The sequence below is a fragment of the Devosia sp. genome (genome assembly GCF_017744655.1).
Lineage (GTDB): Bacteria > Pseudomonadota > Alphaproteobacteria > Rhizobiales > Devosiaceae > Devosia.
Genome location: NZ_JAGIAW010000003.1, coordinates 88,318 through 101,617, shown reverse-complemented (window position 1 = coordinate 101,617; position 13,300 = coordinate 88,318). Strand labels below are relative to the sequence as shown.

Genomic DNA, 13,300 nt, shown 5'->3' with positions numbered 1-13,300 from the left:
TCAGACCAGAGCGCTGATTTTTCCGGCGAGATCGACATCCTTCTGCGTCAGCCCGCCTGCATCATGGGTGGAGAGCACGATCTCGACCTTATTGTAGCTATTGGACCAATCAGGATGGTGATCGGCCTTGTCGGCGAGCAGGGCTACGCGGCTCATGAAGCCAAAGGCTTCGGAAAAATCCTTGAACTTGAAGGATCGTTTGAGCTGCGTTTCGCCACCCTCGATGGTCCAGCCCGTCAGCTTGCTGCGCGCTGCTGCAAGTTCATCCGGTTTGAGCTTGTCTGCCATTTCGGCCTCCTCGACCTGCAGCATGCCCCCCGAAAGGTACCCGTTCGGAGGCCTGCGCGAAAACAAAAACCAAGGCGCGCCAAGCCAATCCAGGGGATCTCGACGCGCTTTAGCGAACCGCATTAAGCAAGGGTTCACCTTGGCAACGGGAAAGCGGCGACGAAGTTCATCTTCCCCTCAACATTCAAGACGGTCTTAACCGCAGTTACGTTGAACTCAAACGTCAACCAGAACGGCCACGCCAAGAATGGGCGGCCACAAGCCACGCGCGTGGCGACCTACACCAAACCGCTGCCGACCGGAGTCGGCGCGGCGGATCACCCCCAAAGATCCGAACTCTGCACAGGATCGGCATGTTTCAAGCCGCCCATAAATTGCTGCCGCCGGTCGATTATGTGTCGATGATCCGTTCGCTTTATGCCGACCGGCTGTCGATGCTGCTTGGCGCCTATGGCTCGGCTCTCGCCGCATCCGTCGCAGCGCTCGAGGCGCAATCGCCTGAACTTGGCTGTATCGCCTTTCTGTTCATCGTGGTCGGCTTCCTACGCCATCTCGACATGAAGGCCTTCGAACATGCGACCCTTGGCGACGAAGACGTCGAAACGGCGCTCTATTGGGAAGGGCGCGCCACCCTGGGCGCCGCCGCCATCGCCCTGATCTATGGCGTCTGGTGCCTGATCAGCTTCTGGGTCGTCGACGATGCCTTTGCCGAACTGACCGCTGCCAGCGTCTCGGTTTCCGTGCTGGTGGGCGTCTCGCAGCGCAATTTCGCCATCGACAAGCTGATGACCATCCAGGTCCTGCTGATCGCAGTGCCCCTGTGCCTGGGGCTGCTGCTCGTGGGCAATATCTACTACGCGCTTCTTACTCTCTTGCTGCTGCCCTTCTTCCTGTCGCTGCGCAAGATTGCGGGCAATGCACGAAACGTGCTGCTGCGCGCCGTGCATGGCCGCACCAAGGCCTCGGCCCTCGCCGGCCAGCTCGACGCCGCGCTCGACACCATGGCGCATGGCCTGCTCATGCTCGACCGCAACCACCTGATCGAAGTGGCCAATGACACCGCGCTTCTGGCCTTCGGCATCGACAATCCATCTGACTGGATCGGGCGTCCGCTCTATGAGCTTTTCGAACATGCGCTCGCAACCGGCGCCATCCCGCAGGCGGCCGCCCGGCGCATGGACGTGCTGATCGAAACGAGATCAAGCGGCAAAGTGCTGATATCAAGCGTAGGCGGGCGGTATTTCGAAGCCTCGATCTCCTCGCGCGATACCAAGTCGGTGCTGCTGTTCGAAGATATTTCCGATCGCATCGCCGCCGAGGAACGCATCAGCTATATGGCGCGCTATGACGCGCTGACGGGGCTGCCCAACCGCGCCTATTTCGCCGAACTGGTCGAAAAGGCGCTCGAAGCCCGGCTCGATACGGTCGAAGCGGGCCATGTGGCGCTGTTGATTCTCGATATCGACGATTTCAAGCATATCAACGACACGCTCGGTCATCTTGCCGGCGATCAATTGCTGCATGAGCTTGGCCGCCGCCTGCCCGGCGCCTTGCCCGAAAACGCCATCGTGGGACGCTTGGGCGGCGACGAATTCATCGCCTTCTATGTTTCGCCCGAAGGACCCGAGGGCATCGAGGCCGATGCGGAACGCCTGCTCGAAGGTCTCCACCAAGCCTACCAACTGCCCAATCGCCGGCTCGATATCGATGTCAGCGCCGGCCTCGTCTCCTCGCCGGACCGCAACAACACTTTCGAGCACTTGATGATCAAGGCCGATCTGGCGCTCAACGAAGCAAAGTCGGGCGGCAAGAACCGCATCATTCGGTTCCATGCGCGCATGGATACTGAATATCAGTTCCGCCAGCAGCTCAAGACCGACCTCAAGACCGCCATTGCAGAAAGCAAACTGCACCTCGCCTATCAGCCCATAGTCGATCCGCGCGAAAACCGCATCGTGGGCTGCGAAGCGCTAGCCCGCTGGGACCACGAGACTTTTGGCGCCATCTCGCCGGCAACCTTCATTCCGATCGCCGAAGAAACCGGCATGATCACCGATCTGACGCGTTTCGTGCTCGGCAAAGCCACGCGCGACTGCCACACCTGGCCCGGAACCACCCATGTCGCAGTAAACATCTCGGCGCGAGACTTCCGCGCCACCGATGTCGAGGACATGGTCACGCACGCTCTCGAGGAAAGCGGTCTCCCCGCCGCACGTCTCGAAATCGAAGTAACGGAAACCACCGTTATCGAAGAGCGCGATGCAGCAGCCGCGGCGCTCCTAAAACTGTGCAATCGCGGGGTCGGCGTAGCGCTCGACGATTTTGGCACGGGCTATTCTTCGCTGAGCTATCTCAGCGCCCTGCCCTTTACCAAGCTCAAGATCGACCGCTCCTTCCTCACCGGGATCGAAACCGACGAGCATGCCTTAAAGCTGCTCACCAATGTGGTGCAGATCGGCAAGGATCTTGATCTCGTGACCACGATCGAAGGCGTCGAAACCGAGGTCCAGCTCAACTTCGTCATCAATCACACGCGGGCCGACCTCATCCAGGGATTCCTTTATGGGGCTCCGATGAGTTTCGATGCGATCTCGCGCCTGCTCGAACAGCAGATTTACCGTCAAAACACGGTGCCTCTGCGCCTCGTTTCCTCGACCTAAAGCATGTCTCCCGAAAGTGGTCGCCGGTTTCGGGAGACATGCGCGAAAACAAGGCGCTAAAGCGCATCGAGCGTATCCCCTGGGATCGCGACGCGCTCTAGTGCGGGCAAAGCCGGCAAATTAACCACGTCGGCAATGTCAACTTTTGTGAGGGTTAATGAAACGTTAACGTCCCGGCCGAAGCAATTGAAGGCGGCGGGGCATATCAGCATGGCGATCGACAAGGACAGCGCGGCTGCGGCCCGCGCCGGCGAACCCTCGCGCTTTTCGGGGGCCCTGATCGACGTGCTCGACGATGTGAGCTATGCGCGGGTCGATGCCAGCGTCATCGACGACCCGATCTACAAATTGCGCTATCGCGCCTATGTGCGTGAGGGTTTCATGGATCACAATGCGGAGGAAATCTGCATCGACGATCTCGATGAAACGCCCAATGCCATGAGCTTTGGCATCTATATCAAGGGTGAACTGGTCAGCTCCATCCGCCTCCATCACCTGACGGCGCAGTATCGGCGCTCACCCAGCATGAAGGTGTGTCCTGATATCCTGGCCCCGATGGTGGATGCCGGAAAAACCTTCATCGATCCCAGCCGGTTTACGGCCGATCGCGAGGCATCGCTGGCCTATCCGGCCTTGCCCTTCCTGACGCTGCGCGTCGCCGCCATGGCCTCGGTGCATTTCAACGCCGACCTATGCCTGGCTCTCGTCCGCCCCGAGCACGGGCCGTTTTACAAGCGCGTCTTCGGGTCCGAAATCATGAGCGATGTGCGGACCTATCCGGGCCTCCATTTTCCCGTCGCGCTCTTCGGCGCCCCGGTCGAAAACATCCGCAGCCGCGTCGCCCAGCGCTTTCCATTTTTTCTCTCGACCAAAGAGGAGCGCGAGCAGCTCTTCACCCAGACCGTCAAACAGGGCACGCATCTGCGCATTCGCGCCTCGGCCCGCCACGCCTATGAAAGCGCCCGCGCCGAAATGGCGGAACGAATCTGACTGTGAGAACTGAAAAAGTGGTGCCGCTTAGGTGACTCGAACACCTGACCCCATCATTACGAATGATGTGCTCTACCGACTGAGCTAAAGCGGCTCCGGCCGGGCATGGCCCGAACAGATTGCGGTCTTTTACTGTTGGTTTTCCGCGGGCGCAAGAGGCAAGACCGGCGCGGGCTTGGGGAAATCCTCGGACCCTTCGCCTAAAGCCACCGGCAGCGGCAAGGGCCGCGCATTGCCGGTGACAGGCACTTTCCATTCGAAGGCGTCGAGCTTGCCGGTCACCGGGGAAGTCGGTTCCCATTCGGCACTGACAAGACCATCGGCCGTCCAGGCCGGGTCGCGCACTGCCCGAAGGCCCCGCGCCAGCCATTCGCGCGCCTTGCCCTGGTCGCCGCTCTCCCCCGCCTCGATCTCGGCCATGAGGCTGGCGACGCCCTCGGTGAGATCGGGACCGGCATAGGGCAAGAGCACATCGCGCGCCAGCGGCCAGTCATAGGCGTCAATGGCGGCACGGGCCAGCGCCATGGCGGCCGCGCGATGTTCGGGCGGTGTATCCACGATTTCGCGCATGCGTTTCAGGCGCTCGACCGCCGAGGCGCCGGGCTGGGCATGGCCATAAAGCGCGGCGACATCGGGATGGCCCGTGGCCCGCCAGATGCGTCTAAGCAGGCTCATCGCCTTGCGGCTTTCGCCCTGATTGATATGGACGCGCGCCGCGATCAGCGCCGCCGGCACGAAATCGGGCAGCAGTTTTAGCGCGGTCAGCGCATGTTCGAGCGCCACCAGCGGCTGGCTGGTTTCGGCCTCACGGGCCCTTGCCGTTTCGATGACGGCCTGGCGGCGGCGCTTTTTGGCGCGACCCTCGCGGCCCGGCGGCACCTCGGCATTGACCATGGCCACGGCCTCGGCCCAGTGGCCGCGACGCACCAGATCGTCGAATACGGCTTCAGCGGCCCAGGAGCTGTCGGGCGCCAGACTGAGGGCCTTGCGCGCAAAGGTGAGCGCCGCTTCCGGCCGTTGCTGCGTCCGGGCCTGATCGTAAAGGCCGGTGAGAGCCGCAAGCGCCGTCTTGTCGCTGGCGATCAGAGCCCGATAATGCTCGCGCGCCGCCGGCATATCGCCAACGGCAAGGTCGGCCCGCGCTTCGAGCAGCTTTGCAGCGCTGTTTTCTGGCAGGCGGGCCTGTGCTTCGCGAGCGAGCAGACGCGCCCGGGCAGGATCGCCCGATTGCAGGGCAATGACGGCATCGGAGAGCGCTTCAACGCCCTGCTCGCGCCGACGGGCGGCACGACGCCGGGCCATGGCCCGCGGTGCGCCAAAAACACGGCGCAGCACGGCCCAAACCAGAATGATCAGGGCGGCGGCCAGCAAGAGCAGCACGACGGCAGTCCCGAGGCGCGGCTGCATGCGATAGCCGGCCAGTTCCAGCGTCAGCGTGCCGGGCAAGGCCATCAACCAGGCGGCGAGCGCCGCAACGACGAGAGAACCGACGATCCACAGGGCGAGACGGATCATCAGCCATTCCCTCCTGCCAGCGCTGCCTGCCGCAAGGATGCAAGAAAGCTCTGGGCTGCGGCCTGATTGGAGATTTCATCGGCCACGGCGCCCGTGGCCGCCCGCATGGAGGGCGGTAGAGCATCGAGTTCGGTCTTGGCGGCAATGAAATCGCCGCGCCCGATGGCGCCTTCAAGGCGGGCCACGACGGCCTCGGGCCCATCGCCTTCCACCGCCTCGGTGGGGCGCAGGGCGATAATGCCGCGGAACCAATCCGAGGTCGCTTCCTGCCAGCCGGCATCGGCGCCCACCGGCCTGCCGGCCAACACATCGGGCAGCACGGCATTGAAATCGCGCGCGATGAGGTCCGCACGCTTGAGCCCGGTCATGGCATTGGCGAGCACTGCGTCTGGCACGGCAAGATCGGGAAGCGCCTGGCGGAGCGCGGCGATTTCCCCATCATAGGCCGTGCCGGTGGCGAAGGCGGTTTCGAAGCCGGAAACGATCAGCGGCAGGCGCACCTGCCCCGCTTCGAGCGCCGTGCCTTCGGACAAATCGGTTTCAAGCGTCGCAACCTTCGCTGAAACGCCATCGAGATTGGTCTGTGTCTGAGCGGCGCTTTGGCGGAGAGCTGCAAGCTCGGTTTCAAGCGCGGCAATGGCGGCAGCATTTTGTGCTGCCGTCTCACCCGCGGCCTGCGGCGCCGCCGTTAGTTCATCGACCCGGGCACTGAGCGCGGCAAGATCACCTGCTAGCTGGTTTGCCGGTGCCGAATCGCCTGCTGGAGTCACAGTTCCGGGATTGGTTTCGAGCCCGGCGACCCGCGCCGTCAGCCGCGCCAATTCCCCCTGCAGGGTGGAGGTGACGGTTTCGAGCTCCGGCACGGCCGTGGCAATGGTTGCAATACGCGGATCCGCCGGCTGCGGCGCCGGAGCGACCGCGGGCCAATAGCCCAGCAGTGCCAGCCCATAGGCGGCACCCAGGCCCACGATACCGCCGACAAGACCGGCAAGCCACGCCGCCCCTGCCCCCGCTTCGTTCGCAGGAACCGGCGGTGGCGTGATCGGCTTTGATTCGGGTTTTGGCGTCGTCGCGCCTGCCGGACCGGGCTTGAGCGATTCGGGTTTTGCCTCCGGCTCAGACTTCGCCGTCGCGCTCGGCTTGGCCGATTCGGCCGGGCGCGCCGTGCCTTCGAGCACTGGCGGCTTTACCGCGCCGGACTTGCCGGCGGGGCTGGTTGGGGTTGCGGCGCTTGCCTTGTCCTTGGGATCAGCCATGTGCCTTCCTTTTGCCTAGCCCGATCATGACCCAGATTGCTCGCGGGCAAAAGCCAGCGCCAGGGACATCATCGCTTCTTCATCCGGCCGATCGGCCAGATGCACGCGGGTAAAATGCTGTTCGACAAGCGGCTGTGCCACGTTTTCCGAGAGGCAGAACAGCACGAGATCGCGCCTTTTTGCCGCGCTCAGCCTCGGCCCGACGAGAGTGCAGAAAATTTCGGCCGTTCGCCGTGAATAGACCAGCGCCGCACCAAGCTCGCCACTTTCGAGTGCCGCCAGCGTCCCCTCGGGAAAGCTTGATTCGGCGACCATGTCATAGACCGTCGCGGTCACCACCATGATCCCATGCGGGGCGAGCGCCTGGGCGAGGTCACCGCTGAGATGCTTTCCGGCCGGATAGAGCACCGGCCCCTCGAGATCGGCCAGAGCGAGCATGGTCGACAGCCGCTCGAATGTACCGCCGGCGCTGAACACTTCAGTAAAACCGAGCGCCCGTGCCTCATGCGCCGTACGATCACCCACCGCATAGACCGGCAGATGCTGGAGATCCTCCAACACACCCTTGTCCTCCAACGCCCGCAAGGCATTGGTGCTGGTGACCGCGAGGGCAGCAAATCCGGAGAGATCAGGCAGATGAAAATCGAGCCCTGCCCGGGTCAGCAATGGCGCAGCGACCGCCTCGATGCCAAGCGCCGCCAGCCGGTCGATACTGGCTTGGGCATCAGGCTCGGGGCGGGTGACAAGCATGCGCATGATCTTTTTTACGCCATCCATTGTTCGAGCCAATCGGGCCCGGCCTGATCGAGCAGGTCTTTTCCGACCTTTTCGCCGAGCGCCTGAGGATCGCTCCCACTGGCTTCAGCGCGGAATGTCGTCTGCCCATCAAGGCTCAGGATTTCGCCTTTGAGCATTAGGTCTCCGCCCTGCCCCCCGGTCCAGGCACCAACCGGGGTGCGGCAGGAGCCGTCGAGTACGGCCAACATGGCTCGTTCCGCCGCGATCCGCGCATGCGTCGGGGCATGATCGAGCGGAGCGACGAGATCGAGAAAACGCCTGTCGCCACTGCGCACGGCAAGCCCGATGGCCCCCTGCGCCGGCGCGGGCATGAAATTGTCGACGTCCAACACGCTTGTGGCGCGATGCGCTTCGCCTAGCCGATTGAGCCCAGCGATGGCCAGCAGCGTCGCGTCCGCCACGCCATCAGCTAGCTTTTGCAGCCGCGTATGCACATTGCCACGGAATGGCACGATCTGGAGATCGGGCCGCAACCGCAAGGCCTGCGCCGCGCGGCGGATGGACGAAGTGCCGAATTTCGCGCCTTCGGGTAGCTGGTCGATTCCTGCGGCCGTCAGTGACAAAAAGGCGTCGCGCACATCTTCGCGTTCGAGAAAGGCCGCGAGCGCCATGCCCTCGGGCAGGCCGGTGGCGACATCCTTGCTCGAATGCACCCCGATATCGATGTGCCCCGCAAGCAGTGCCTCGTCGATCTCCTTGGTGAAAACGCCCTTCCCGCCGATGGTCGAGAGCGACACATTGGCGTCCTGGCTGCGATCCCCGCCGGTCGAAAACACTTCGATGTGAATGTCGTCTTCGGCGACGCCATGCGCTGAAGAGAGCAGGCTGCGCACCAGTTTCGCCTGGGCCAGCGCCAGCGGGCTGCCGCGCGTTCCGATCCGGGCGAAGGGGGCTGGCGATTGCATTATGGCTCTGTCCTAGTGTAGCGAAAACCGTCATGGGCGCCTCGCGCCGCCTCAACCTTGGGAGTAGACCAGTTCGTCGTGACCGGGCAAGCGCAAGCCATCATTCTAGGTATCGAGACAAGCTGCGATGAAACCGCGGCTTCCGTGGTGGTGCGGGATCAATCCGGCCACGGCACCATTCGTTCCAACGTGGTGCGCAGCCAGCTCGACGAGCACGCGGCCTTTGGCGGCGTCGTGCCCGAACTCGCCGCTCGCGCCCATGTCGAATGGCTTGATCACATCATCGCGCAGGCGATCGACGAGGCCGGCATCGACCTCAATGACATCGACGCCATCGCCGCTACCGCCGGTCCCGGCCTCATCGGCGGCGTGCTTGTGGGCCTCACCACCGCCAAGGCGCTCGCCGCCTCGCTCGACAAACCGCTGATTGCCGTCAACCACCTCGAAGGCCATGCGCTGACGGCGCGGCTGACCAATGGCGTAAAATTTCCATATCTGATGCTGCTCGTTTCCGGCGGCCACAGCCAGTTCGTGCTGGTACGCGGCGTCGGCGACTATGAGCGCTGGGGCGGCACCATCGACGACGCGCTGGGCGAAGCCTTTGATAAGGTGGCTAAGCTTCTATCACTCGGTCATCCCGGAGGCCCCGCCGTGGAGCGGATCGCCCAGCAGGGCGACCCCAAGCGCTTCAAGTTCCCGAAACCGCTGCTGCGCGAAGAGCGGCTCGATTTTTCCTTCTCCGGTTTGAAGACCGCCGTGCGACTGCAGGCCGAGGCATTGGCGCCCCTGAGCGATCAGGATGTTGCCGACATTGCCGCCAGCTTTCAGGATACCGTGGCTGAGATCGTCGGTTTTCGCGCCCGCCAGGCCCTGCAAAAGTTCGCGGAAAAATTTCCGGGCGAAGCGATTCGCCTCGTCGTGGCCGGTGGCGTCGCCGCCAATCGCCGCATTGCCGAAGCGCTGCAAAAGCCGTGTACCGAATTAGGCGCCGATCTCATCGTGCCGCCCATTGCGCTTTGCACCGACAATGGTGCCATGATCGCCTGGGCCGGTGCCGAACGGCTGGCGCTCGACGATACCGATAGCCTGACCATTGCCGCCCGGCCGCGTTGGCCGTTGCAGGACGAAGACATGCGGGTGAAAAGCCATGGCACTTGAGACAGTCGCCGTTCTGGGCGGAGGCGCCTGGGGCACCGCTCTCGCACAAGCCGCCGCCATGGCTGGCCGCAAGGTGACGCTGGTGCTGCGTAACCGGGCGCAGGCCGACTCCGTCAATATGAACCACATCAATGAAGCGGCCCTACCCGGCCAAGTGCTTCTCCCCAATATCTCGGCCAGCACAGAACCAGTCCCCGCCGACATTTTTATCCTCGCCGTGCCGGCGCAGGCGACGCGAACACTGCTCACATCGCTTGATGCGAAATTGCTGACCGGCAAGCCAGTGGTGCTTTCCGCCAAGGGGCTCGAAACCGGCACGCTAGCCCGCCAGAGCGAAATTTTGGCTGATATGGCGCCCAATGCCATTGGCTACGTTCTCTCCGGCCCCAGCTTTGCCGCCGATGTCGCCGCGGGGCGGCCGACCGCCGTAACCCTTGCCGGTGACGACGCCAGCGCCACGTCCAATCTTGCAACCGCCCTCGCCGGCCCAAGTTTTAGGCCCTATGCCGCTGATGACCGGATCGGCGTCGAAATCGCCGGTTCGCTGAAGAATGTCTATGCCCTCGCCTGCGGCGCCGTCGAAGGCGCCAATCTCGGTGCTTCGGCCCGCTCGGCCCTCATTGCCCGCGGCTATGCTGAAATGGCCCGCATGGTGCACGCCCTCGGCGGCTCTGCCCACACGCTCACGGGCCTTGCCGGCTTGGGCGACCTCACGCTCACCTGCACTTCGGTGCAATCGCGAAATTATCAGTTCGGCATGGCGCTCGGCGCAGGGCGTCGAACAACAGACATTTTGGCCGGTGGCGCAAAACTCGCTGAAGGCGTCGCCACTGCACCGGTCGCCGCTGCTCTCGCCAAAAGCCTCGACGTCGACGCGCCGCTGATCGAAGCCGTCGACGCGTTCGTTGCCGGCCGCGCCGACATTGCCACCATCGTTGCGGGCCTGATGTCCCGCCCGCTCAAGAGGGAACACTGACAAAATGCTCTATGCCATGATCGCCAAGGACGCGCCCGGCGCCCTGCAGACGCGCCTCGACACCCGTCCCGTTCACCTCGAGCACCTAAAATCGCTAGGCAAGAAACTGGTTTTTGCCGGCGCCCTGCTCAATGCCGAGGAACAGCCCGAAGGCTCCATCGTGATCTTCGAAGCCGAAACCCTGGCAGAAGCCGAAGCCATGGCTGCGGCCGACCCCTTCGTGCCGGCCGGCGTCTTTGCCAGCTACGAGGTCAAGCGCTGGCGCATTGCCATCAACAACACCTCGCTGGAGTTCTGATCCCATGGCCTACTGGCTGATGAAATCCGAGCCGGATGTATTTTCCTTCGACGATCTCGTCGCCAAGACCGGCCGCGGCGAAGTCGAAGAATGGCACGGCGTGCGCAACTATACGGCGCGCAACAATATGAGGGCCATGGAAGTCGGCGATGAGGCCTTCTTCTACCACTCCAATATCGGCAAGGAGATCGTCGGCATCATGAAGGTGGTGGCTGCAGCCCATCCCGATTCGACCGCCGAACTCAATGCCAAGGGCGAAGTTGTCTGGGAATGCGTCGACGTCCAGTCGGTAAAGCCCTTTCCGCGTCCGGTGACCCTGGCCGAGATCAAGGCGACGGAAGCGCTGGCCGAATTCGAACTGGTCAAATACTCGCGGCTCTCTGTGTCGAAGGTCAGCGAGGCTGAGTGGAAACTGCTCTGCAAGATGGGCGAGGTCAGCTGATCCCTCCCCAATCGTCACCACCGGGCTTGTCCCGGTGGTCCCAAGCCATCCGCAGGATGGCTGGCCACCACGAGCTGGATTGCCGGGACAAGCCCGGCAATGACGACAACTGAGACATGGATTCACGTGAAACGTTGTCCTAGTCCCGCGGCACGAAGGTAAACTCAGCCTCGTTCCCACCCGCGGGATCATCGGTGACCTCGATAGCGAGGTTACCCTTCTCCAGCGCCACGAACCATTCTTCCCAGCTCACCAACTGAAAGCCGTCGATCCGGTCCGGTCCCTCATTGCCCTCGGCATTGAGCGCATCCTGTCCGAAGGTCAGCTGCAGCACGGTGCGAATGCCTGTGCCATCGGGCACATCCATCAGGACGGGATTGCCACCGCGGGCTTCCACCCATTCGCGAATCGCCCTGCGGTCGGTGAGAATTTGGGACATGACGCTCTCCTTGGAATCTCTTGCCAGAAGAAAGCGCCATGCGGCGCAAGGTTCCGCCGTTTGCGCTGGGGCACAACCCTGCTAAGGGTGCAGCTCTCTTTCAGCCAACAGGGACGAAAATGGCAGCGCCAGAGAACCGCATTCTGATGGGCAAGATCGGCGCCGCCCACGGCATCAAGGGCGAAGTCCGCATCACCACCTTTACGGGCGAGCCCGAAGCCATCGCCAGCTATGGTCCGCTCGACACCGACCGTCCCGGCCTCACCATCACCATCGAGGCTGCGCGCCTCAACAAAACCGTGCTCGTCGCCCGCCTGAAGGGTATCCGGGACCGCAACGCAGCCGAACTCCTCAATGGTGTTTCCCTTTTCCTCGATCGCAGCCGCCTGCCCGATCCGGATGACGAGGACGATTTTTATCACGCCGACCTCATCGGTCTCGATGCGCGACTCGATACCGGCGTCAGCATCGGCGAAGTTTCGGCCCTCCTTAACTACGGCGCCGGCGATCTCCTCGAAGTGCGCGACCCGCGCTCGGGCGATACCTTTCTCTATCCCTTCACCAAGGCCGTCGTGCCGACCATCCGCATTGCCGACGGGTTTCTGGTGATTGCCCCCCCGCTCGATGCCGAGCCGGGCGAGGAAGAGCCGGACTGAGCGGGAACAAAAGAATGTTCTCCGCTGATATCGTCACCCTCTTCCCCGATCTCTTTCCCGGACCGCTCGGCGCCTCTGTCCTTGGCCGCGGCATGGCCGACGGGCTCTGGACCCTCCGCGCCACGCATCTGCGGGATTTTGCCACGGACAAGCACCGCACTGTCGACGACACGCCTTCGGGCGGCGGCGCCGGCATGGTGCTGAAACCCGATATTCTGGCAAAAGCCATCGACGAGATTGCGCCCGCCGACGATCCACGTCCGCGCATTCTCATGTCGCCCCGCGGCAAACCCCTCACCCAGGCCCGCGCCCATGAACTGGCAACCGGTCCCGGCGCCGTCATCGTGTGCGGCCGCTTTGAAGGCGTCGACCAGCGGGTGATCGACTCTCGAAACCTCGAAGAGATTTCCATAGGCGACTATGTACTCGCCGGCGGCGAAGTCGCTGCCATGGTGCTGCTGGAAGCCGTCGTGCGCCTGATCCCCGGCGTTCTCGGCGCCCTCGATAGCCGCGACGAGGAAAGTTTTGAGAACGGCCTGCTTGAATATCCGCACTACACTCGCCCCCAGTCCTTTGAGGGCACGGATATCCCGGCCGTCCTGACCTCAGGGGACCACGCCAAAATCGCCAAATGGCGGCATGAACAGTCCCTGGCACTGACCCGGACACGGCGGCCGGATTTACTGAAGGACTGACGTCCAAGGAGCTGGATATCTCCCTCAGTCGTCATTGCCGGGCCTGTCCCGGCAATCCATCCCACCACAAGCATGGACCACCGGGACAAGCCCGGTGGTGACGATGGATGCGCTGCCCGAGCGGCAATAGCCACTGAGAAGTCCCAAAACGCTGGACTCTCCGCGCGTTTTCTCCTATGAGCCGCCCATTCGTGCGTCCGGGATCGGATCCGGCGTGCGCCAAG

General features: G+C 63.2%; 14 protein-coding genes and 1 tRNA gene. 8 read left to right on the top strand and 7 right to left on the bottom strand.

Annotated elements, in window-relative coordinates; translation table 11 throughout:
- On the bottom strand, window positions 1-288 hold the full coding sequence (locus tag J7557_RS08225; protein ID WP_291419175.1) for a 4a-hydroxytetrahydrobiopterin dehydratase: 288 nt from the start codon (window positions 286-288) through the stop codon (window positions 1-3).
- A gap of 353 nt (window positions 289-641) precedes the next feature.
- Between J7557_RS08225 and J7557_RS08220 the strand changes: the two genes are divergently transcribed.
- Window positions 642-2,948, top strand: coding sequence for an EAL domain-containing protein (locus tag J7557_RS08220; protein WP_291419174.1), 2,307 nt, complete (start codon window positions 642-644; stop codon window positions 2,946-2,948).
- Between the two features lie 210 nt (window positions 2,949-3,158).
- Window positions 3,159-3,938 carry an acetyltransferase gene (locus J7557_RS08215; RefSeq protein WP_291419172.1) on the top strand — a complete coding sequence of 260 codons (780 nt, stop codon included), beginning with the start codon at window positions 3,159-3,161 and terminating at the stop codon, window positions 3,936-3,938.
- An 18-nt stretch (window positions 3,939-3,956) separates the two neighbouring features.
- On the opposite strand, the gene J7557_RS08210 is transcribed toward J7557_RS08215, so the two are convergent.
- The 5 genes from J7557_RS08210 to hemC form a co-directional block, all read right to left on the bottom strand.
- Window positions 3,957-4,032 (bottom strand) — tRNA-Thr (locus tag J7557_RS08210).
- 35 nt (window positions 4,033-4,067) lie between these two features.
- On the bottom strand, window positions 4,068-5,453 hold the full coding sequence (locus J7557_RS08205) for a heme biosynthesis HemY N-terminal domain-containing protein (RefSeq protein ID WP_291419170.1): 1,386 nt from the start codon (window positions 5,451-5,453) through the stop codon (window positions 4,068-4,070).
- Window positions 5,453-6,709 carry a hypothetical protein gene (locus J7557_RS08200; RefSeq protein ID WP_291419168.1) on the bottom strand — a complete coding sequence of 419 codons (1,257 nt, stop codon included), beginning with the start codon at window positions 6,707-6,709 and terminating at the stop codon, window positions 5,453-5,455. Before J7557_RS08200 ends, J7557_RS08205 begins: the two co-directional genes overlap by 1 nt.
- Before the next feature lie 24 nt (window positions 6,710-6,733).
- Window positions 6,734-7,465, bottom strand: coding sequence for a uroporphyrinogen-III synthase (locus tag J7557_RS08195; protein ID WP_291419167.1), 732 nt, complete (start codon window positions 7,463-7,465; stop codon window positions 6,734-6,736).
- A gap of 8 nt (window positions 7,466-7,473) precedes the next feature.
- On the bottom strand, window positions 7,474-8,412 hold the full coding sequence (gene hemC / locus J7557_RS08190) for a hydroxymethylbilane synthase (RefSeq protein WP_291419165.1): 939 nt from the start codon (window positions 8,410-8,412) through the stop codon (window positions 7,474-7,476).
- A gap of 99 nt (window positions 8,413-8,511) precedes the next feature.
- Here hemC and tsaD point away from each other — a divergent pair, with 99 nt between their 5' ends.
- From tsaD to J7557_RS08170, 4 genes are read left to right on the top strand one after another with little or no spacing between them, the layout of a single operon-like run.
- The gene (gene tsaD, locus J7557_RS08185) at window positions 8,512-9,570 is read left to right on the top strand and encodes a tRNA (adenosine(37)-N6)-threonylcarbamoyltransferase complex transferase subunit TsaD (protein ID WP_291419586.1); all 1,059 of its coding nucleotides are present in this window, start codon (window positions 8,512-8,514) and stop codon (window positions 9,568-9,570) included.
- The gene (locus J7557_RS08180) at window positions 9,560-10,546 is read left to right on the top strand and encodes an NAD(P)H-dependent glycerol-3-phosphate dehydrogenase (protein WP_291419163.1); all 987 of its coding nucleotides are present in this window, start codon (window positions 9,560-9,562) and stop codon (window positions 10,544-10,546) included. The genes tsaD and J7557_RS08180 overlap by 11 nt, the downstream gene beginning before the upstream one ends.
- Window positions 10,547-10,550: 4 nt before the next feature.
- Window positions 10,551-10,844: a YciI family protein gene (locus J7557_RS08175; RefSeq protein WP_291419161.1), complete on the top strand. Its 294-nt coding sequence runs from the start codon at window positions 10,551-10,553 to the stop codon at window positions 10,842-10,844.
- Between the two features lie 4 nt (window positions 10,845-10,848).
- Window positions 10,849-11,286, top strand: coding sequence for an EVE domain-containing protein (locus tag J7557_RS08170; protein ID WP_291419159.1), 438 nt, complete (start codon window positions 10,849-10,851; stop codon window positions 11,284-11,286).
- A gap of 139 nt (window positions 11,287-11,425) precedes the next feature.
- Here the strand turns inward: J7557_RS08170 and J7557_RS08165 are convergent, their stop codons facing one another.
- Window positions 11,426-11,725: a hypothetical protein gene (locus J7557_RS08165; protein ID WP_035084800.1), complete on the bottom strand. Its 300-nt coding sequence runs from the start codon at window positions 11,723-11,725 to the stop codon at window positions 11,426-11,428.
- A 119-nt stretch (window positions 11,726-11,844) separates the two neighbouring features.
- Between J7557_RS08165 and rimM the strand changes: the two genes are divergently transcribed.
- A complete protein-coding gene (gene rimM, locus J7557_RS08160) occupies window positions 11,845-12,381 on the top strand; it encodes a ribosome maturation factor RimM (RefSeq protein WP_291419156.1) in 537 nt (178 codons plus the stop codon).
- Between the two features lie 14 nt (window positions 12,382-12,395).
- Window positions 12,396-13,076: a tRNA (guanosine(37)-N1)-methyltransferase TrmD gene (trmD, locus tag J7557_RS08155; protein WP_291419155.1), complete on the top strand. Its 681-nt coding sequence runs from the start codon at window positions 12,396-12,398 to the stop codon at window positions 13,074-13,076.
- Window positions 13,077-13,300: the final 224 nt, after the last annotated feature.